Genomic DNA, 19889 nt, shown 5'->3' on the forward strand with positions numbered 1-19889 from the left:
CGGTCTGAAAACGCCGGATGGCGCTGCGCTTATCCGGCCTACAAGAGCGAAAGACGCTTACCTTAAGCGATCTATTCGAAAAACACCGCAATTTTGTTAAACATGGTGGGATCGGACTGGTTACGCGCCACTTTGGTCACGTCTTCCAGCTTGTCGATCTGCGCCATCATCTGCTCCAGACGCTGGTCATCGTTGACCAGTAGCCAGATGCGGCTGTGCTCGCTGCCCTGAATCGGCAGACAGAGAATGCCTTCCACGTTAAACGCCCGGCGGGCAAACAGCCCGCAGACGTGGGTCATGACGCCAGGGTGGTTGCGGACGGTGAGTTCCAGAATGACGTTATCATGTTGTTTCTGCATGGCTTATTCTCCCACCATCTCAGTATTTGCCGCACCCGGCGGCACCATCGGATACACTTTTTGTTCAGGGTCGATACGCACGTGGATCAGCGCCGGGCCAGGGCGAGAAATCGCCGCCTGCAGCGCCGCGTGGGCATCCTCTTCCGCGTTCAGATCGCAGGTGTGCAGGCCAAAGCCGGCGGCAATCTGTATAAAGTTAATCATCCCCGGATAGGTCGCCGCAAACACGCCCTGCTTGTAGAACAGGCTCTGCTGCTGATGCACCAGACCCAGCGCTTCGTTGTTCATCAGGATAATTTTCACGTCTAACTGGTTTTCGGCCGCGGTCGCCATCTCCTGAATGTTCATCATCAGGCTGCCGTCGCCGGAGAAGCAGATGACCTTGCGGTCCGGATTCGCCAGCGCTGCGCCGACTGCCGCAGGCAGACCAAAGCCCATGGTGCCGAGGCCGCCGGAGGTCAGCCACTGGCGCGGACGGTTCAGCGGGTAGGCCTGGGCGGTCCACATCTGATGCTGACCCACGTCGGTGGTGATAATCGCACTGTCGTCCACGCAGGCGGCAACGGCGTTGATAAGACCATAGTGGCTCAGCGGGTCGCCTTCGGTTGGGATGGCGCCCGGGAACTCGCGCTGCAGATCGGCCACCAGCTGACGCCAGTCGGCGCGGTCGGTTGCGTCCGTCTGCGGGATCAGCTGCGCCAGCACTTCGGCCACGTCGCCCTGAATCGCCACGTGCGGCTGCTTGATTTTACCCAGCTCGGCGCGGTCGATATCCACGTGAATGATTTTCGCGTTCGGGCAGAACTGCTCGGTTTTGCCAATCGCCCGGTCATCAAAACGCGCGCCCATAACAATCAGCAAATCCGCCTCTTGCAGGATGTAGTTGGTGCTGCGCGCGCCGTGCATGCCCAGCATCCCCAGGGACAGCGGGTGCGCTTTTGGCAGCATGCCCAGCGCCATCAGGGTCATGGTGGTCGGCAGGTTGGCTTTTTCCGCAAACTCACGGATTTCATCCGCAGCGTTAATCGCCCCGCCGCCCAGATAGAGCACCGGACGTTTAGCGGCGTTGATCATGGCGGCAGCATCGCGCACGCTCTCAGCGCTGAATGCTGGCGCAGGGGCACGGTCGCCCGGCTCCGGCAGCACGTCGATCTCGATCTCTGCGGTCTGGACATCCTTAGGAATGTCTATCCACACCGGGCCCGGGCGGCCGGACTGCGCAATGCGGAACGCATCGCTGATAACCTGAGGAAGTTCGCTGATATCGCGAACTAAATAGTTATGTTTGGTGATGGGGATAGAGATGCCGTAGGTATCCACTTCCTGGAACGCATCGGTACCGATCATCGAGGAAGGCACCTGGCCGGTAATGCAGATCAGCGGAATGGAGTCGAGGCGCGCGTCGGCGATGGCGGTCACCAGGTTGGTTGCGCCCGGCCCGCTGCAGGCCATACAGACCGCCGGTTTACCCTGGGTACGCGCCATGCCCTGAGCGATAAAGCCTGCCCCCTGCTCGTGGCGTGCCAGGACGTGGCGGATCTGCGTGCTTTGGCTTAACGCATCGTACAGCGGCAGCACCGTGCCGCCGGGGATGCCCGCAACCGTGGTGATGCCCTGTCGCTCCAGCAGATGAACGATCAGCTGCGCGCCAGTAAAACGCGTCTTGTTGGATGTTGTGCCCGAACTTGCCATGCTCCAGTCCTTTTCTTCTGGGCCGACTTTCCGGGGAGGCTCTTAAACGAAAAACCCCGCCCGGTTTGCGCCGGCGGGGTTTTGGATTCGTGTGTTGATCCAGTCCCTACGGCGCATTGCCGACGACCACCACCACACGCACGACGACCACTGCGGCTGGTTGCGCAGTTTTTAGTAGAGTCGAAGTGAAGATGGATGAAGTCATTGGGGACCTGTGTTTGGATTCATTGATTGAATTTATACAAACACAGGTTTTCGGGCGTGACAATGGAAATATTTTCATCTGCACAAAAATGCGTCAGGGATCACGTTTCGTTTGTTGGGTGGTGAAAACAAAAAACCCCGCCTAAGCGAGGTTTTTATCAGGGTTTTGCGGTTGGTTGCCGCAGAACACACTGTGTTACGTCAACGCAAAAAGTATACGCGATCGAAGACGAACGCGCAATTCCGGCACGGATTTTGACGTTTTTGAGTATGGATCGCCTTTCGATTTTTGTCCAAAAAATACTGTTCATACATACAGTATTTATCTATACTGAGGGTGTTCGCAGTGAGCGAGGGGGCCGCAGTTCTACCGGCGCAACGAAGTCCTGGCTGAAACGGGTGGTGCCGTCAGTGCCTTAACCCCTGAAGTGAGCACACTGTGTTACGTCAATCCAGGTGCTGGCAACAGGCGGCGGAAAGGTACGCCAGCATCGTGCTCCTTTTAACCAAAAGGAGACGCGTATGAGCGTAGTGGATATGGTGATACTTATCCTCAAACTCATTGTTGCTGTACTGCAACTGCTTGATGCTTTCCTGAAATTCCTTCGGTAATTCAGGTTCAAGTCGCACCTGAGAGGGGCGGGCAACCGCCCCTCTTTAATAACGAGGGAATGCTATGTCGCGTCTGTTGATTGAGCCTGTCACACCGGATGAGCCGGGGTATATCGCCCTGAAGGCGGAAAGTATCGCATTGAATTTCAACATGCTGCGCAGGCTGGAAGAGAACTGGCAGCGTGGTGAGAACCGCTTTAACGCACCGGGTGAAAAGCTGCTGGGTGCGTTTCTCAACGGCAAGCTGGTCGGCGTGTGCGGCCTCAACCGCGATCCGTTCAGCCAGCAGCCGCGCGCCGGACGTATTCGCCATCTCTACGTCAGCGAGAAGTGCCGCGGGCTGGGCATTGGCAAGCAGCTTTTAACCGTCGTGATGGCCGATGCCAGCATCTGGTTTGATTTCCTCAATACCCATGCGCCGGACGCTGCCTATGGGTTTTATCGCCGCGCAGGTTTTACGCTGGTCTCGGACGAACCGCGGGTGACGCACCGCCTTTTTTGTGCGGTGTAAGCGGCTGGCAGCATCAGGGTGTGAATGTTACAGTTGAGTGACAATTCACCGCCCGATACGCCATGACCATCACCGTTTTCTGCATTTTGCTGTTCGCCGCACTGCTGCATGCCAGCTGGAACGCCATCGTTAAGGCCGGAACGGACAAGCTCTATTCCGCCATAAGCGTCAGCGGCTCCGCCACGGTTATCGCTCTGGTCTTACTGCCGTTTTCTCCACAGCCCTCTGCCGCAAGCTGGCCGTTTTTGATTGTTTCCTGCGCCTTGCAGGTGGTGTACACCGTGCTGGTAGCGAAAACCTATCAGGTCTCCGACATGAGCCAGACCTACCCGCTGATGCGCGGCACCGCCCCGCTGCTGGTGGCGCTGATCAGCGTGCTGGCGCTCGGCGATAGCCTTTCGTGGCTCGCCTGGTCCGGGATCGGGGTAATTTGCCTGTCGATTCTGGCGATGGCGATGAACGGGCGCACGCAGTCGCGGAAAGGGATCTGGCTGGCGCTGCTGAACGCCTGTTTTATTGCCGGATATACGCTGGTGGACGGCACCGGCGTACGGCTGTCGGACACCGCGCTGGGCTATACGCTATGGACCTTCTTTATGAACGGTTTCTGCCTGCTGAGCTGGGCGATGGTGGCGCGTCGGCGCGAGGCGTCCGGCTACCTGCGTCTGCACTGGAAAAAGGGGTTGCTCGGCGGCGTTGGCACGATGGGCTCATATGGTCTGGCGCTGTGGGCAATGACGCAGGCACCGCTGGCGGTGGTCGCGGCTCTGCGGGAAACCTCCATACTCTTTGGCGCGCTGATCGCTTTTTTGCTTTTAAAAGAGAAGGTTGCGGGCCTGCGCATCGCGGCGGCGCTGGGCATTGCCGGCGGCGCCATTCTGCTGCGCCTGGCGTAAAGCACTGGCAACATTAGTTGCCGTTCTTGTTTACAAATCCTGCCTTTGCCGGTTTTTTCATTCACCAAGACAATGCTTAAATTGTCATCTCTCTGTGGTAGATTCCTCGCGCATTTATGGGAATGCGCAGTCACTTATTCTTCATTTTTCTCTTTTGGCAAAAGTATTCAGCGACATGAAAAAGCAACGGAACGTTAACTTATTGTTGATGCTGGTGTTACTGGTGGCCGTCGGTCAGATGGCGCAAACCATCTACATTCCGGCGATTGCCGACATGGCAAAGGAATTAAACGTCCGCGAGGGCGCAGTACAGAGCGTAATGGCAGCCTATCTGCTGACCTATGGCGTTTCGCAGCTCTTCTACGGCCCGCTGTCCGACCGCGTCGGGCGTCGCCCGGTGATCCTGGTGGGCATGAGCATTTTCATGGTGGCGACGGTAATTGCCATTACCACCCACAGCCTGACCGTATTGATTGCCGCCAGCGCCCTGCAGGGCGTCGGCACCGGCGTCGGCGGGGTGATGGCGCGTACCTTACCGCGCGATATGTATCAGGGTACCCAGCTGCGCCATGCCAACAGCCTGTTAAACATGGGTATTCTGGTCAGCCCGCTGCTGGCCCCGCTGATCGGCGGCCTGCTGGACACGATGTGGTCCTGGCGCGCCTGCTACGCCTTCCTGCTGGTGCTCTGCGTGATTGTCACCTTCAGCATGGCGCGCTGGATGCCCGAAACGCGCCCGCAGGACGCGCCGCGCACGAAGCTTATCACCAGCTATAAAACGCTGTTCGGCAACGGCGCGTTTACCTGCTATCTGCTGATGCTGATCGGCGGCCTGGCGGGCATTGCGGTGTTCGAAGCCTGTTCCGGCGTGCTGCTCGGGGCTGGTCTTGGACTGAGCAGTATGGTCGTGAGTATTCTGTTTATTCTGCCGATCCCGGCGGCATTCTTCGGCGCGTGGTTTGCCGGGCGACCAAACAAGCGCTTCTCCACCCTGATGTGGCAGTCGGTGATCAGCTGTCTGCTGGCGGGTCTGATGATGTGGATCCCGGGGCTGTTTGACGTGATGTCGGTCTGGACGCTGCTCATCCCGGCAGCGCTGTTCTTCTTCGGCGCGGGGATGCTGTTCCCGCTCGCCACCAGCGGCGCGATGGAGCCGTTCCCGTTCCTTGCAGGTACGGCTGGCGCACTGGTGGGCGGCTTGCAGAATATCGGCTCCGGCGCGCTGGCCTGGCTCTCGGCGATGATGCCGCAGACCGGGCAGGCTAGTTTGGGCCTGCTGATGACGCTGATGGGGCTGCTGATTTTACTGTGCTGGCTGCCGCTGGCGTCGCGTGTCCCGCATCACGAGCAGCCGGTTTAACCGCATGATGGCCCGGCTTCTCGCCGGGCTTTTCACAGACAGGGGCGATCATCGCCTGCAATAACGGCTCTGGCGCTGGCCGCCAGGCGCCCTCTTCTCCGTCATAAAACTGGAAATCCGCGTTAAGCGCATACGGGATTTTCGCCTTTTGCAGCTCGCAGGCCATAAAGGTGGCGAAGGCCAGCTGCGAAGCGGTTGGCGTAAAGCGGCTTGATTCTCCCACGCCCCAGCCCCCGACCCAGCTAACGTGCCCGGTTTTTTGCTGCCAGTGCAGCGCGGCGTTGATGCGGTTATGGATAGCCGCTTTCTCCGCCGCCGTGCCGGACGTCCACGGGTATTTACCGCTATTTTTCAGCGGCCCCCACGGGAAAATATGCCACTCCGCCAGCAGGTAGTTCTGGCTGTGCGCAGGCAGCTTCAGGCTGGATAAATCCTCCGGTGCGGCACGCAGGCGCGGCGCAATAAAGATCATGCGCTGCGGGTCCATGTCGTGGATCGCTTTAATGGTTTTTTCATACACTCGGTTTAGCGACGCGAGGTTGTGGTTAAGCTTGTCGGCTGGCTCATAAATGAGATCAAAACCCAGCAGCGGGTAGCTCTGACCGAAATAGTGCGCAACGGCAATCCACCAGTTGATCGTCTCTTTTTCGTTGTCGGCTTTTGGGTCGTTTTTATATTCATCAGCCTGATAAGCGATTATCGGGATCACGCCATACTGCTCGCAGGCTTCCACCAGCTTGCGCAGGTGAATCAGCCGCGCTTCCGTCGGCTCATCGGCCACGCGGATGCGCACGTGAGTAATGCCTTTTGCACGAAAATCGCGAACCACCAGCGGGTCGAATTCGCGTATGCCGCGCTCGGTGCGCGCCCAGTCCACATCCATCCCGACGCCAAGCTGCTGCGCATAATGGGCAGCCGTCAGCGGCGGCTCAGCGGCAATCGCCCAGCCGGAAGAGATCAGTAATGCAGAGACAATAAAAGGCTTTAACACGGTTTACCCTGGATAAATCGAAAGCATTACCTGTATTTAGCACGCTTTTTCATATTTGGTGTAGAGCGAAAGCGTAATAATTCTTCAACCTGCCAGTTCTCTCAGCCAGCCGATAAAGGCGTCAATTTTCGGCCACTGACGGCCAGAAAGCGTCGAAATATAGTAGTGCTGATGGCATTTCAGGGTCTTTTCGCCAAACGGGGCGATCAGCTCGCCTCGTTCCAGCCGTTTCTGCACAAGCCGCTTTCTCCCCATCGCGACGCCAACGTGGTTGATGGCCGCAATAATCGCCAAATCAGAACGATCGAAACCAATACCAGATGATGGCGGCATGTTCACCGCAAAGTGCTGCGCCCAGCTCAGCCACTCATCCGTACCGGAATCATTGCTCCAGGCCTGACGGTCATGCAGCAGCGTGCAGTGGCTGAGGTTATCGGGGTTTTTCAACAGTTCATGCTCACGGGCATATTGTGGTGAACAGACGGGCAAAATTTCCTCGTCCATCAGGAAGTGATGAGAGAGATGGTTAGGCGGCGTATCGTCGAAATAAAGCGCCAGATCGATACCCGTTCGCTGCATATTGACGTAATCATTGCCGGTCAGGATGGTGAGCGAAATCGATGGATAGCGGCGGGTAAAATCACCCAGCATGGGCACCAGCCAGCACTGGGCGATCGACGGCCGGGAGTAGACCGTCAGCGTACCGGACAGCGCCTGGTTTTTGATATCCAGGATCTCCTGATTCAGGGTGTCGAGGGATGATTTTAGCGTCCAGTAGACGCGCTTTCCCTCCTGCGTCAGCTCGACTTTACGGTGCGAGCGGACGAACAGCTGAATGCCCAGTTCCTCTTCCAGCAGGTTGATGCGGTGGCTCACCGCGCTGGGGCTAAGCGACAGTTCCTCCGCCGCCAGCGCGAAGGACTCATGCCGGGCGGCCACTTCAAAGGTGTACATTTTCGACAGCTGCCAGCCATTTAACAGCCGGTTTCTGGCTTCATTTGCATCGGTCATCACAATTCTCACGCGTGGTTGCTGCGCTCAGCATACCGTTTAAGGGTGAATTTATGTGAACCTAATACGAATTAAGCGCGCTTTTTAGAGCGCAGTCACTCAGTTGATCCAATCTGGCTCACCTGAACGCCAATTTATATCGTTTGTCAGCCCACGCCGATTTTTCGTCCAATACCCTCAGATGACATAAGGGTGAGGTGAGATATGGGATCTCAGGTCTGGGTTGTGGCAACGCTGCTGGTCAGCATTGTGTTGATTGTTTTAACCATCGTAAAACTGAAGTTTCACCCGTTCCTCGCGCTGCTGCTGGCGAGCTTTTTCGTCGGCACGATGATGGGGATGAGCCCGCTGGATATGGTGAACGCCATTGAGAGCGGGATTGGCGGCACGCTGGGCTTCCTGGCGGCGGTGATCGGTCTGGGCACCATTCTCGGCAAGATGATGGAAGTCTCCGGCGCGGCAGAGCGCATCGGGATCGCACTGCAACGCTGCCGCTGGCTGTCAGCAGACGTGATTATGGTGCTGGTGGGCCTGATCTGCGGTATCACGCTGTTCGTGGAAGTGGGCGTGGTCCTGCTCATCCCGCTGGCGTTTTCCATCGCCAAAAAGACCCACACGTCGCTGCTCAAGCTGGCTATTCCGCTCTGTACCGCGCTGATGGCGGTGCACTGCGTGGTGCCGCCGCATCCTGCAGCCCTGTTTGTGACCAATAAATTAGGTGCGGACGTCGGGACGGTCATTGTCTACGGTTTGATGGTAGGCCTGATGGCCTCGCTGGTCGGCGGCCCGCTGTTCCTGAAACTGCTCGGCAATCGTCTGCCGTTTAAACCGGTTCCGGCGGAATTTTCAGACCTGAAGGTGCGGGAAGAGCACACCCTGCCGTCGCTGGGCGCCACGCTGTTCACGGTACTGCTGCCGATTGCCCTGATGCTGGTGAAAACCATCGCCGAGCTGAATATGGCAAAAGAAGGCACGCTGTATACGCTGCTGGAGTTTATCGGCAACCCGATCACCGCGATGTTTATCGCCGTGTTTGTCGCCTACTACCTGCTGGGGATCCGCCAGCATATGGGCATGGGCACGATGCTGACCCATACCGAGCACGGCTTCGGCTCTATCGCCAACATTTTGCTGATTATCGGCGCGGGCGGCGCGTTTAACGCCATCCTGAAAACCAGCGGACTGGCGGACTCACTGGCGCATATTCTCTCGAACCTGCACATGCATCCTATCCTGCTTGCCTGGCTGGTGGCGCTGGTGCTGCATGCCGCTGTCGGCTCCGCCACGGTCGCGATGATGGGGGCAACGGCGATAGTCGCGCCGATGCTGCCGCTCTACCCGAACGTCAGCCCGGAGATCATCACCATTGCCATCGGTTCCGGCGCCATTGGCTGCACGATCGTGACCGATTCCCTCTTCTGGCTGGTGAAGCAATACTGCGGCGCGACCCTGAATGAGACCTTCAAATACTATACGACGGCGACGTTTATCGCCTCGGTGCTTGCACTTGGCAGCACATTCCTGCTTTCCTTCATTATCTGAGCGCGAAGAGACGTATTATGGAAAACGCAACTATCACTACTTTAACCGCACAGTTTCCTCTGGTTGAGGATCTGATTGCCCTGAAAGAAACCACCTGGCTTAACCCGCGTACCACCACGCTGGCGGAAGGACTGCCCTATGTCGGGCTGACTAAAGCCGATGTGGACGACGCGCACGCTCGCCTGAAACGCTTCGCGCCGTATCTGGCGAAAGCATTCCCGGAGACGGCCGCCACGGGCGGGATTATCGAATCCGAGCTGGTCGCGATCCCGGCAATGCAGGCGCGGCTGGAGAAAGAATCTGCTAAGTCTATTCCCGGCACCCTGCTGCTGAAAAAAGACAGCCATCTACCGATTTCCGGCTCGATTAAAGCGCGCGGCGGTATCTATGAGGTGCTGACCCACGCGGAAAAACTGGCGCTGGAAGCCGGGTTGCTGAGCGTTGAAGACGACTACAGCATCCTGCTGGAGCCGCGCTTTAAGGACTTCTTCAGCCAGTACAGCATTGCGGTAGGTTCAACCGGCAACCTCGGGATGTCCATCGGCATTATGAGCGCACGCATCGGTTTTAAGGTGACGGTACATATGTCCGCCGACGCCCGCGAGTGGAAGAAAGCCAAACTGCGCAGCCACGGCGTCATCGTCGTGGAATATGAGCAGGATTACGGCGTGGCGGTGGAGCAGGGACGCAAGGCGGCAGAAAGCGATCCGAACTGTTTCTTCATTGACGATGAAAACTCCCGCACCCTGTTCCTGGGCTACGCGGTGGCAGGCGAGCGACTGAAGGCGCAATTTGCCGCACAGGGCCGCGTGGTGGATGCGGATCGTCCCCTGTACGTCTATCTGCCGTGCGGCGTCGGCGGCGGCCCTGGCGGCGTGGCGTTTGGCCTGAAGTTGGCCTTTGGCGATAACGTCCACTGCTTCTTCGCGGAGCCCACGCACTCCCCGTGCATGCTGCTGGGCGTCTACACCGGCCTGCACGATGAGATTGCGGTGCAGGATCTGGGCATTGATAACGTCACGGCAGCGGACGGGCTGGCGGTAGGACGCGCCTCCGGCTTCGTGGGCCGCGCGATGGAGCGCCTGCTCGACGGGTTCTACACCCTTTCCGACCAAAGCATGTACGACATGCTCGGCTGGCTGGCGCAGGAGGAAGGCATTCGGCTGGAACCGTCCGCGCTGGCGGGCATGGCCGGGCCGCTGCGCGTGCCTTCAGATGCCAGCGTTACCCACCTGGTGTGGGCGACCGGCGGCGGCATGGTGCCGGAAGACGAGATGGCGAAGTATCTGGCGAAAGGGAAGTAATTATGCCGGGTGGCGGCTGCGCCTTACCCGGCCTACAACTGCAAAATTTGTTGAATGTGGGTTACCGCAAACAGCAGTGACAGAGACAGCACGGCCAGGGCGATCAGGAACTTATCCCGCACCGCCTTCGGCTGCACAACATCCTCTTTTGCCACGTCCATCAGGTTACGACTGCGGGTATAGCGCCATAAAACGATCGCCACCAGCGCCAGCACAACAAGCGAGATCCAGAACGGCACCCCGGTGCGGTGCCAGTTGTGCTTAATCGCCAGGGCAATCAGCGCACCATACCCCAGCAGCGTGCGCAGCCAGGCGAGTGACGTCCGCTCCGGCTGCAGGCCGGGGTCCGCTTCGCGTCGCGCTTTGCGGCTATCCGCCATAGAACACCAGCACCATCACCACACCCGCCACCGCCAGCAAAATCCCGCTGATGATAAGCAGCCCGCGGGTATAGGGCAGATCCTGCTTCAGACGCATCGCCTTCTCATTGCGCAGCCAGCGCAGGTAGCCGTAAATTGCCAGCACGCCCGCGAACAGGCACAGCAGCAGCGCCAGCACCTCGCGAATCAGCGGGGTGGCGAAATCAGGCGCGAGCTGGTCGAGCCCCACCCCGGCGGCAAGGAATCCCAGCGCGGTGCGGATCCACGCTAAAAACGTGCGTTCATTAGCCAGCGAGAAGCGGTAGTCCGGCGCTTCGCCGAGGCGGGAAATTTTCATGAAGGTTCCTTGTCGTGCTACGGGCAGGCTTCAGCATAGCGTAAATCGACAAGGACAAGGAGACCGGCATCGGGCGATGCCGGTCAGGACGATCAGTGCAGCTCTGGCCAGAACCCCTTATTGGCCTCGATCAGGTCATCCAGAATCGCCTTCGCGACGGACGCGCTCGGCACGGTTTTTGACAGGGTAATCGCCTGCCAGAGTTTCTGGTACGAGCGCTGTTCCCAGGCATCCACCACCAGTTTTTCCACCGCCACCTGCTGGCTCATCAGCCCTTTCTGGAAGTGCGGAATATCGCCCACCGTAAGCGGCTCCGGCCCGTTATGGCCCACCAGGCACGGGATCTCCACCATCGCGTCGGCATCAAAGTTATGGATGGCCCCGTTGTTGGGCACAATCAGCAGCATCCGCTCCTGGGTGTTAAAGGCAATGGCGGTCGCCAGATCGACGATGTACGACGCATGTTCGTCGATTTCCAGCTCACCGGCAGAGGATTTACCCGCCTCGATAATCGCCCGGCAGGAACTGAACACGTGCTTCTCACGGTGATCCATGACCTCATTGGCGCGGGTGCGTTCCGGGTTGGAATGCGCGACCACGTAGTCCGGGAACAGGTAATACTTCAGGTAGGTGTTCGGCATGGTGTCCGGATCCAGCGCCTGCACGTCTTTTGCTTTAGCGAACGTATCGTTCCAGCTCGCTTCGGTATGCGCATCTTCTGAAGGCGGAACATAGCCCTTTTTCGCCACGTATTCGCGCAGTTTCGGCATCAAATCGTTGCCGTTCAGATCTTCAATCGACGTCCACCAGCCGAAGTGGTTCAGGCCGTAGTAGCGCACGCGCATCTCTTTGCGGTCCTTCAGGCCGACGATCTGCGCCATGCGCCCTTCAATGCCGATCGGCATATCGCAGATGTTGAGGATTTTGGCGTTCGGACGCAGGCGGCGCGTGGCTTCCGCGACAATCGCCGCCGGGTTGGAGTAGTTCAGCATCCATGCGTTCGGAGAGTACTGCTCCATATAATCCACCAGCTCCAGCACGCCGCCGATAGAGCGCATGCCGTAGGAAATCCCACCCGGGCCGCAGGTTTCCTGACCCAGCACGCCGTGGCGCAGCGGGATTTTTTCATCTTTTTCGCGCATCGGGTATTTACCCACGCGGATATGCGCCATCACGAAATCGACATCGCTAAACGCCGCTTTCGGATCGGTGGTGTAGCTGAACTCAATCTCCGGAGCCTGTTCCTTAAGGATAATTTTGCACGCTTCGGCGATGGTCTCCTGACGCGCGCCGTCGTTGTCATAGAACTTCAGGGCGCGCAGCGGGAAACGGTCACGGTTGGCTAACAACATCAGGACGATACCAGGCGTAAAGGTGCTGCCGCCGCCTGCAATGACAACTGAGAATTTTTTCATGATATAGCCTCTGTCAGGGTGGTTTGTTCATTTGTTAAGGGGGTTTTCATCAGCGATTCCAGCTGGTCGCGCACCTGAGGAACGTGCAGGCCGACAATTACCTGAATGCCGTTGCCGCGTCGCACCACGCCGTGGGCGCCGAGGGCTTTGAAGACGTCATCGCTTTGCGTTTTCGCCATATCGACCAGGGCGATGCGCAGGCGGGTGGCGCAGTTGTTGATGCTTTCGATGTTGGCCGCACCGCCCAGCGCCTGCAGGAATCCGGCGGCCTGCCCGACCTGCTGGCTGGCCGCAGCCGGAGCTGTGGTTTGCCCACGCGCCGCCTTATAGTCGGCCTTGCTGTAGAGCTTGATTTCGCTCTCCTCCCGGCCCGGCGTTTTCAGGTTCAGGCGCGCAATCAGCGTTTTGAAGACCACGAAGTAAATTCCGGTGAAGCAGACGCCAATGCCGATCTGGGTGAAGACCGTCGCGGCGTGGTTATGGAACATCGGGATCCAGTTTTGCGGCAGGAACTGATCCAGCAGGCCGCCGCCCATGTTCCCGACCACGCCAAAGGTGTACATCACCGTCGCCATGGTCGCCGCCAGCACGGCGTGAACGGCAAACAGCAGCGGCGAGATAAACAGGAAGGTGAATTCGAGCGGTTCAGTAATGCCCACCAGCACGGCGGTGAGCGTGGCCGGGACCAGCAGCCCCGCGACCTTGACGCGGTTTTCCGGCGACGCGGTGTACCAGATCGCCAGCGCAATCCCGACCGAACCAAACACTTTTGAGTTACCGTGCAGAGCGAAGCCGCCTTCCGGGAAGAGAGTTTTCAGCGGCAGGGTGCTCTGGCTGAATTCCTGCAGGTGCTGCGCCCAGTAGACCTGAATCCCACCCTCAACCGCCGCCGGGCCGAAGATGAACGGACCGTAGACGAAGTGGTGCAATCCGGTTGGGATCAGAATGCGTTCCAGGAAGGTATAGACCCACACGCCCAGCGCCCCGGCAGAGCGCAGGAACGCCTGCAGGGACTCAATGCCCATCTGCACTTTCGGCCAGCCCAGCAGCGTCAGCCAGGCGCAGGGGATCATTACGAAGAATGCGAGGATAACGACAAACGAGCTGCCCTGGAAAATCCCCAGAAACACCGGCAGCGGCTTGTCAAAATAGCGGTTGTGGATGGCGGTGACGATGCCTGAAATCACGATAGCGCCGATGATGCTGGTATCGAGCGTTTTGATGCCGGCAATCATCGCCAGCCCGCTTCCCGCCGTCGGTTCGGCGGAGAAGTCGACGCCGAAGAAGTGGCCCCAGGTCATCCCCATCGCGTTGATGAAGTAGTTCCAGGTCAGGAAGCTAATCAGCACCGCCAGACAGGCGCGGCCCTGGGCCTGCTTCGCCAGGCCAATCGGCAGGCCGACGGCAAAAATCAGCGGCATATTGCGAAACACCGCCCAGCCGCCCTCTTCAATGATGTGAACAATCTGCGCGAAAAGATGATCGGGGGCGGTTAAGGCTTCGCCGACAAACAGCGGGTTGCGAAGCATGATGGCGATTCCCACCACGATCCCGGCGAACGGAAACAGCAACACCGGGGTAAACATGGCACCGCCAAAACGTTGTATTTGACTGAGCATTTTTAAATCCTCATGAAACAACCTGTAGGGGTAGAGGCCTTTATGGTTTTTTGCTGGCCTGAGGTGAGCATAAGAACTTACTGATGCGCGAACATGGCGTGCCGCTGCGATTCGTGATCGCATTCATGGTTTTATTTTGACCAATCAGGTCTACTTTTTGCGGTAAATATAGACATGTCAGGACGCCATCCACGCCCTGATAAGGGCAGAGAGGTCTACCAGTGATCTACAAATCTATTGCCGACAGATTGCGGTTGCGGCTGAATTCGTCGGACTACAACATCGGCAGCCCGCTGCCCGGCGAAAAAGCGCTGGCGCAGGAGTTCGGTGTGGCGCGAATGACCATCCGCAAGGCGCTGGATCTGCTGGTGAGCTGGGGGCTGGTTGAGCGGCGGCACGGCAGCGGCACGTTTGTGTCGCGTAAAGACGTTCACCACGAAACCACCAACCTGACCGGGCTGGTGGAGGTGCTGCGCCAGCAGGGAAAAGAGGTGCAGAGCAAGGTGCTGCAGTTCGAAGTGATGCCCGCCCCGCCCGCCATCGCCAGCCAGCTGCGGATTCAGGTGGATGAGCGGATCTACTTTTCCCGACGGGTGCGCTACGTGGATGGTAAACCGCTGATGCTGGAGGACAGCTTTATGCCGGTGAAGCTGTTCCGCAATCTGTCGCTGGCGCATCTTGAGGGGTCTAAGTTTGATTACATCGAGAAGGAGTGCGGGATCACCATCAGCGGGAACTACGAGAGCCTGACGCCGGTGCTGGCAGATAAAACGCTGGCCGGTTATATGAACCTGCCGGAACAGACGCCGCTGCTGCGCATTACGTCCCTTTCCTACAGCGACAGCGGCGAGTTCCTCAATTATTCCGTGATGTTCCGAAATACCAGCGATTACCAGGTGGACTACCATCTGCGGCGCATCCACCCGGACGACCTGCTAGCCCATCCCCCAGAACAGCACCGCCAGTAGCTGCGGCGTAATGATGCGCAGGAACATCACCAGCGGGTAGACGGTGGCATAGGAGAGCGCGGCCGCGCCGCTGGTGGCGTGCAGGTTGTTGGCAAAGGCCAGCGCGGGCGGATCGGTCATGGAGCCCGCCAGCATGCCGCACAGCGTCAGGTAGTTCATTTTGGCGAACATCCGCGCCAGTATGCCCACCGTCAGCAACGGAATCGCCGTGATAAAGATGCCATAGCCGACCCAGCTCATCCCTTCGCCCTTGATCAGCGTATCGACAAAATCCCCGCCGGACTTCAGCCCGACCACCGCCAGGAACAGCACGATGCCCAGCTCGCGCAGCGCCAGGTTGGCGCTCGGCGGCATAAACCAGTAGAGCTTACCGATGCAGCCGATACGCCCGAGGATCAGCGCCATAATCAGCGGCCCGCCCGCCAGGCCCAGCTTGAGCGCCACCGGGAAGCCCGGCACGTACAGCGGGATGGAGCCAAGGAGTACGCCAAGCCCGATACCGATAAACACCGGCAGCATCTGCACCTGCTGCAGTTTTTGCTGGGCGTTACCCACCATATCCGCGACGGCGTCGATGGACGACGGGCGCCCAACCAGGTTGAGGATATCCCCGAACTGCAGGCTGGCCTCCGGGCTGGCGACCAGTTCAACGCCCGCACGGTTGAGACGGGAGATCACCACGTCGTAGCGCTCTTTTACCTGCAGATCGCGTATTTTCTTACCAAGAACGTGCTCGTTAGTCACCACAACGCGTTCCACGCGCATATCGGTACCACGGGTTGAGAGAGAGGTATCCACTTCCTGACCAATCACCAGCCGCGCGTTGTTTAAATCGCCGGGCTGGCCGACCAGGTGCAGCAGATCGCCCTGCTGAATGATGGTGCCAGGCGCGGGCACCATCAGCATATCGTCGCGCTTAAGGCGCGAGCAGATGATATTGGCGCTGTTCAGGATCGGTACGTCCTGAATCGCCATATTGTTCAGGTTGGGGTTATCGACCCGAATATTGATGGTTTTAATCGGCATATGGCCGTTGGTGAGCGTGGTTTCGTGGTCTTTCGCCTCTTTATCAACGTTAATGCGAAACAGGACGCGGACCAGCCACATGGAGAGCAGAATGCCGCAAATGCCAAACGGATAGGCCATGGCGTAGCTCATCCCCATCTGGTCGACGATGCCGGGTTCGATGCCCAAATCGCGCAGGATTTGCTGTCCGGCACCGAGCGCGGGCGTGTTGGTGACCGCCCCGGAGAAAATGCCCAGCACCACGGGCAGCGGGATAGCAAAGATTTTATGCAGAATGGCGGTGACCAGCCCGCCCATCACCACAATGCCGAGGGCAAACAGGTTGAGCCGCAATCCGGAAACCCGAAGTGAGGCGAAAAACCCCGGCCCCACCTGAATCCCGATGGTATAGACGAAGAGGATCAGGCCGAACTCCTGAGTAAAGTGGAGCATCTCGGCGCTCAGCACCAGCCCGAGCTGGTCGGCGAAGTGGCCGACAAAAATGCCGCCAAACAGCACCCCGCCTATCCCAAACCCGACGCCGCGGATTTTAATATTCCCTATCCACAGGCCAACAACAGCGACCAGGGCCAACACGCTGACGGTTAACGCGATATCACTCATGATCCACTTCCTTGGCATAACCTTAGTTATGCTAAGGATTCTCTCAGAGCCGTGGGCGGTTGTATGGGCGATGGCGCACAAAAAAGCCCTGCCGGGGCAGGGCGTTATATTTTCACCCTCTCCCTGTGGGAGAGGGCCGGGGTGAGGGCATCAACCCGCACACTGTTAACTGTTTAACGCCGGCCGGTCGCTAATGGCGATACGCTGCGGCGGGATGGTTTCCGGCACGTTGCGGGTCAGGTCAATATGCAGCAGCCCGTTGGTAAACGTGGCGCCGGACACCTCCATATGGTCTGCCAGGGTAAAGCTCAGGCTAAACGGCTGATTAACCAGCCCCTGATGCAACCATTTGGTCTCGGTCTCTTGTTTCTCCGGCGTACCTTTTACGGTCAGACGCGTGCCTTCGAGCTGGATATCCAGATCCTCCTGACGGAAGCCAGCCAGCGCCAGGGTGATACGATAGTGGTTATCGTCGCTTTTTTCGATGTTGTACGGCGGGAACGTCTGTTGCTCAGCGGTGTTTTGCAGGGCATTAGCCAGTTTGTCAAAACCAATCCACTGACGCAGCAGGGGGGATAAATCGTAGTTACGCATACTAAATCTCCTTCTGAGAAGCGAGTTCGGCACAGTTTAATTTTGTGCGCAGTTGTTCCTGCAAATCCTGATGGATTCGCATATGCTCCCGTTACGGCAAGCAATTCTGGGTGGGCCGCTCGCGCGACCCGCATAATTAGTTAATTTCGATACGACGCGGTTTTTTCTCTTCCGGAATCACACGTTCCAGTTCAATAAACAGCAGGCCGTTGACCAGGTTCGCGCCTTTCACGTGAATGTTCTCGGCTAACTGGAACTTGCGTTCAAAGTTGCGCTCGGCGATGCCCTGGTAAAGGTAAGTACGCTCTTTCTGCTCGGCCGTATGGGAACCTTTCACCACCAGCAGGTTGTCCTGCGCGGTGATCTCCAGTTCGTTTTCTGCAAAACCGGCGACGGCAATGGCAATGCGGTAGTGGTTTTCGTCAACCAGCTCAACATTGTATGGAGGGTAGCCGTTGCTCTGGCTTTGGTTATTTTCTAAATGGTTAAACAGGCGGTCAAAACCAATTGCAGAACGGTATAGCGGAGAAAGATCGAAGTTACGCATAAATAAAACTCCTGAAATCAGCGAGAAAATGTAGCCTTCCACCATGGACAGGCCTTTGCGCCCCCCGAACACCCATCAGGCGAGTTCGTTATCGGGTCGTATTCTTAAAATGGGTCTGCAACCGGGCTTTTCAAGCGCGACGACTGCACTTTTTTTTGCACTTTCCTGCATCTCGCTTAGACTGGGACAACAGCACAAAGGGTTAAATTGCGATGGCTGCCACAGTGCGGGGTTATCGGGCTATCCATTTTGGTTAAGGCTCGCTATAACCCTGAGTTGCAGGTCTATGCAGTGCCATTAACGATGACTGAGTGATGATGAAAAATGTTCTGATAAAGCTGACGACGTTCAGCGGGGTAGTTTTACTTTGCGGGTGTTCGAGCGTGATGTCTCACACCGGCGGTAAAGAAGGAACATATCCGGGGACGCGCGCCAGCGCGGCGATGATCTCCGATGACGATACAAACTGGGGCACCAAATCCCTGGTTATCCTGGATATGCCGTTTACGGCCGTGGCGGATACGCTTCTGCTGCCGTGGGATATGTTTCGTAAGGACAACTCCGTGCGCTCACGGGTAGAAAAAAGCGAGCAGGAGAATCTGGCAACAAACGCCGTTATCCCGCCCGCAGAGATGCCTCCACGCTAGTTCTGCGCGGTTTCCGTTAACCAAAGTTGACGGAAACCCCCTGTCTCTTCCATCCACGCAATAAAGCGCCCGTCCGGGGAAAACACGACGGCATCAGCAGACGGCGGATTGCCGTGATCGGATGTCAAAAACGTCACCTCTCCGGTCTGCGCGTCGCAGCAGGCGATCCGGTTTTCGAGCACAAATCCCAGTCGGTCACCCGCCGGATGCCAGTTAAACGCAGACTGAATATCGCTCCCGTTACGCGTCAGCTGCCGAGGCTCACCGCCCTCAGGCGAGATCAGCCACAGCTGCACAATGCCGTTATCGTCGCGCATCAGAAACGCGATCTGCGTCCCCTGCGGGTTGCTGCGAACCCAGTGACGCGGCACGTTCACCAGGCCCGGATAAGCCCTCTGATGCGTAAAGGTCAGACGACGCTGCTTCACCCCAGCAGGCGGAGCTGGCAGGGTCCCTTCGGTGCCCTGCAGCGGCGCATCGCCCGCGCGTTTCCAGCCCTGCTCGTCTTCCGGCAGGTCGACGATAAACAGTTCCGGGACTTTTTCGCCCTGCGCAGAGAGGGTATCGCCGATAAACGCCAGCCTGGTGTTGCCCACCCAGCCCTCTTCATAGGCGCGGTTAATCTCGTCGCTGCCCGGCTGCGGGTTGGGCGTCGTGCGGCTGACCAGCACGCTCCAGAAGGTTCCCGGATACTCACGGGGATGGTTCCCCTGCGGGTTCACAGGGCCGTAAGGCGCAGCCACGCCGACGTTGCGTAAATCGAGCTTCGGATCGCGCTCGTGCAGCACGTGGTCGTTATAGGTGAAGCTGACGAGCTGCCCGTTCGGGCTGAAGACGTGCACATGGCTGCCGCCGCGCAGCGCGCCTGCAGTGTAGGGCGCAGTGATATCCATCGCGTCAAGATTGCTCACCTGACCGTTACAGGCAATGACTCCCTGACGATGATGAAAATCGTAGTGCCAGTCTGCATCCGGGTTTCTCGGGCCGTGGATAAAGACGTATTTCTCCTGCGCGGGATGAACGGTCACCACGCCGACGTGCGCACCGTCAGTTGCACGATAGATCACCTCCACCTCACCCGTAGCGACATTGACCCGCTCAATGGTTTCACCGGTGAACGATGCACCGGAAGGGCGCACGTCATAGACCAGCCACTGGCTGTCCGGCGTCCAGGTATTGATGTTGGTCAGCTGGTGGTTGCGGGAAGCGAAGGTGATTTGTTTCATGAGGATACCCTGATGCACGGTGAGTGCATCAGGGTAAAACATCCG

21 protein-coding genes and 1 other annotated feature are annotated in these 19889 nt (G+C 58.2%); of the genes, 8 read left to right on the plus strand and 13 right to left on the minus strand.

What is annotated here, in order from left to right:
- Positions 1–71 precede the first annotated feature (71 nt).
- From ilvN to ivbL, 3 genes are all read right to left on the minus strand, one after another.
- Positions 72–359, minus strand: coding sequence for an acetolactate synthase small subunit (ilvN, locus tag P349_RS02255; protein ID WP_010426528.1), 288 nt, complete (start codon positions 357–359; stop codon positions 72–74).
- A gap of 3 nt (positions 360–362) precedes the next feature.
- Positions 363–2051 (minus strand): acetolactate synthase large subunit, encoded by a 1689-nt coding sequence (gene ilvB / locus P349_RS02250; protein ID WP_032648544.1) that lies wholly within the window; start codon positions 2049–2051, stop codon positions 363–365.
- A gap of 106 nt (positions 2052–2157) precedes the next feature.
- Positions 2158–2256: an ilvB operon leader peptide IvbL gene (ivbL, locus tag P349_RS26485; protein ID WP_057979964.1), complete on the minus strand. Its 99-nt coding sequence runs from the start codon at positions 2254–2256 to the stop codon at positions 2158–2160.
- A gap of 521 nt (positions 2257–2777) precedes the next feature.
- Between ivbL and tisB the strand changes: the two genes are divergently transcribed.
- From tisB to emrD, 4 genes are all read left to right on the plus strand, one after another.
- Positions 2778–2867 carry a type I toxin-antitoxin system toxin TisB gene (gene tisB / locus P349_RS25785; RefSeq protein WP_071995334.1) on the plus strand — a complete coding sequence of 30 codons (90 nt, stop codon included), beginning with the start codon at positions 2778–2780 and terminating at the stop codon, positions 2865–2867.
- A gap of 64 nt (positions 2868–2931) precedes the next feature.
- On the plus strand, positions 2932–3378 hold the full coding sequence (locus P349_RS02245) for a GNAT family N-acetyltransferase (RefSeq protein WP_024907376.1): 447 nt from the start codon (positions 2932–2934) through the stop codon (positions 3376–3378).
- 62 nt (positions 3379–3440) lie between these two features.
- Positions 3441–4274 (plus strand): EamA family transporter, encoded by an 834-nt coding sequence (locus P349_RS02240; RefSeq protein ID WP_032648548.1) that lies wholly within the window; start codon positions 3441–3443, stop codon positions 4272–4274.
- Between the two features lie 175 nt (positions 4275–4449).
- Entirely contained in the window at positions 4450–5634 is a 1185-nt protein-coding gene (gene emrD / locus P349_RS02235; protein ID WP_032648550.1) for a multidrug efflux MFS transporter EmrD, read from the plus strand.
- Here emrD and P349_RS02230 read toward each other — a convergent pair.
- The gene (locus P349_RS02230) at positions 5537–6625 is read right to left on the minus strand and encodes a cellulase family glycosylhydrolase (RefSeq protein ID WP_032648552.1); all 1089 of its coding nucleotides are present in this window, start codon (positions 6623–6625) and stop codon (positions 5537–5539) included. The genes emrD and P349_RS02230 overlap by 98 nt on opposite strands.
- A gap of 84 nt (positions 6626–6709) precedes the next feature.
- Positions 6710–7636 (minus strand): DNA-binding transcriptional regulator DsdC, encoded by a 927-nt coding sequence (dsdC, locus tag P349_RS02225; RefSeq protein ID WP_024907380.1) that lies wholly within the window; start codon positions 7634–7636, stop codon positions 6710–6712.
- 204 nt (positions 7637–7840) lie between these two features.
- Here dsdC and dsdX point away from each other — a divergent pair, with 204 nt between their 5' ends.
- The gene (dsdX, locus tag P349_RS02220) at positions 7841–9178 is read left to right on the plus strand and encodes a D-serine transporter DsdX (protein WP_032648554.1); all 1338 of its coding nucleotides are present in this window, start codon (positions 7841–7843) and stop codon (positions 9176–9178) included.
- 17 nt (positions 9179–9195) lie between these two features.
- Positions 9196–10482 carry a D-serine ammonia-lyase gene (gene dsdA, locus P349_RS0124680; RefSeq protein ID WP_032648556.1) on the plus strand — a complete coding sequence of 429 codons (1287 nt, stop codon included), beginning with the start codon at positions 9196–9198 and terminating at the stop codon, positions 10480–10482.
- Between the two features lie 32 nt (positions 10483–10514).
- Here dsdA and P349_RS02215 read toward each other — a convergent pair whose 3' ends face one another.
- From P349_RS02215 to P349_RS02200, 4 genes are all read right to left on the minus strand, one after another.
- Positions 10515–10862 carry a DUF202 domain-containing protein gene (locus P349_RS02215; protein WP_023326377.1) on the minus strand — a complete coding sequence of 116 codons (348 nt, stop codon included), beginning with the start codon at positions 10860–10862 and terminating at the stop codon, positions 10515–10517.
- Positions 10852–11199, minus strand: a complete 348-nt coding sequence (locus P349_RS02210; RefSeq protein ID WP_032648558.1) for a YidH family protein — start codon at positions 11197–11199, stop codon at positions 10852–10854. Before P349_RS02210 ends, P349_RS02215 begins: the two co-directional genes overlap by 11 nt.
- Before the next feature lie 92 nt (positions 11200–11291).
- On the minus strand, positions 11292–12614 hold the full coding sequence (locus P349_RS02205) for a 6-phospho-alpha-glucosidase (RefSeq protein ID WP_032648560.1): 1323 nt from the start codon (positions 12612–12614) through the stop codon (positions 11292–11294).
- A complete protein-coding gene (locus tag P349_RS02200; RefSeq protein ID WP_024907386.1) occupies positions 12611–14233 on the minus strand; it encodes an alpha-glucoside-specific PTS transporter subunit IIBC in 1623 nt (540 codons plus the stop codon). The genes P349_RS02205 and P349_RS02200 overlap by 4 nt, the downstream gene beginning before the upstream one ends.
- Positions 14234–14454: 221 nt before the next feature.
- On the opposite strand from P349_RS02200, the gene P349_RS02195 reads away from it, so the two are divergent.
- Positions 14455–15201 carry a GntR family transcriptional regulator gene (locus P349_RS02195; protein ID WP_024907387.1) on the plus strand — a complete coding sequence of 249 codons (747 nt, stop codon included), beginning with the start codon at positions 14455–14457 and terminating at the stop codon, positions 15199–15201.
- Here the strand turns inward: P349_RS02195 and P349_RS02190 are convergent.
- The 3 genes from P349_RS02190 to ibpA all read right to left on the minus strand — a co-directional run bounded on the left by P349_RS02190 (position 15169) and on the right by ibpA (position 17971).
- The gene (locus P349_RS02190; protein WP_024907388.1) at positions 15169–16830 is read right to left on the minus strand and encodes a putative transporter; all 1662 of its coding nucleotides are present in this window, start codon (positions 16828–16830) and stop codon (positions 15169–15171) included. The genes P349_RS02195 and P349_RS02190 overlap by 33 nt on opposite strands.
- A gap of 165 nt (positions 16831–16995) precedes the next feature.
- The gene (ibpB, locus tag P349_RS02185; RefSeq protein ID WP_024907389.1) at positions 16996–17424 is read right to left on the minus strand and encodes a small heat shock chaperone IbpB; all 429 of its coding nucleotides are present in this window, start codon (positions 17422–17424) and stop codon (positions 16996–16998) included.
- A 136-nt stretch (positions 17425–17560) separates the two neighbouring features.
- The gene (gene ibpA / locus P349_RS02180; RefSeq protein ID WP_008500162.1) at positions 17561–17971 is read right to left on the minus strand and encodes a small heat shock chaperone IbpA; all 411 of its coding nucleotides are present in this window, start codon (positions 17969–17971) and stop codon (positions 17561–17563) included.
- Positions 17965–18036 (minus strand) — a sequence feature (ROSE (Repression Of Heat Shock gene Expression) occurs in the 5'-region of heat shock genes and acts as an RNA thermometer to modulate expression.). Its footprint overlaps the gene before it by 7 nt.
- Before the next feature lie 249 nt (positions 18037–18285).
- Here ibpA and P349_RS02175 point away from each other — a divergent pair.
- Positions 18286–18618: a YceK/YidQ family lipoprotein gene (locus P349_RS02175; RefSeq protein WP_024907391.1), complete on the plus strand. Its 333-nt coding sequence runs from the start codon at positions 18286–18288 to the stop codon at positions 18616–18618.
- Here the strand turns inward: P349_RS02175 and P349_RS02170 are convergent.
- A complete protein-coding gene (locus tag P349_RS02170; RefSeq protein WP_193745679.1) occupies positions 18615–19844 on the minus strand; it encodes a DUF3748 domain-containing protein in 1230 nt (409 codons plus the stop codon). The genes P349_RS02175 and P349_RS02170 overlap by 4 nt on opposite strands.
- Positions 19845–19889: the final 45 nt, after the last annotated feature.

The sequence above is a fragment of the Enterobacter sp. DC4 genome (assembly GCF_000568095.1).
In the GTDB taxonomy this organism is placed as follows: domain Bacteria; phylum Pseudomonadota; class Gammaproteobacteria; order Enterobacterales; family Enterobacteriaceae; genus Enterobacter; species Enterobacter pseudoroggenkampii.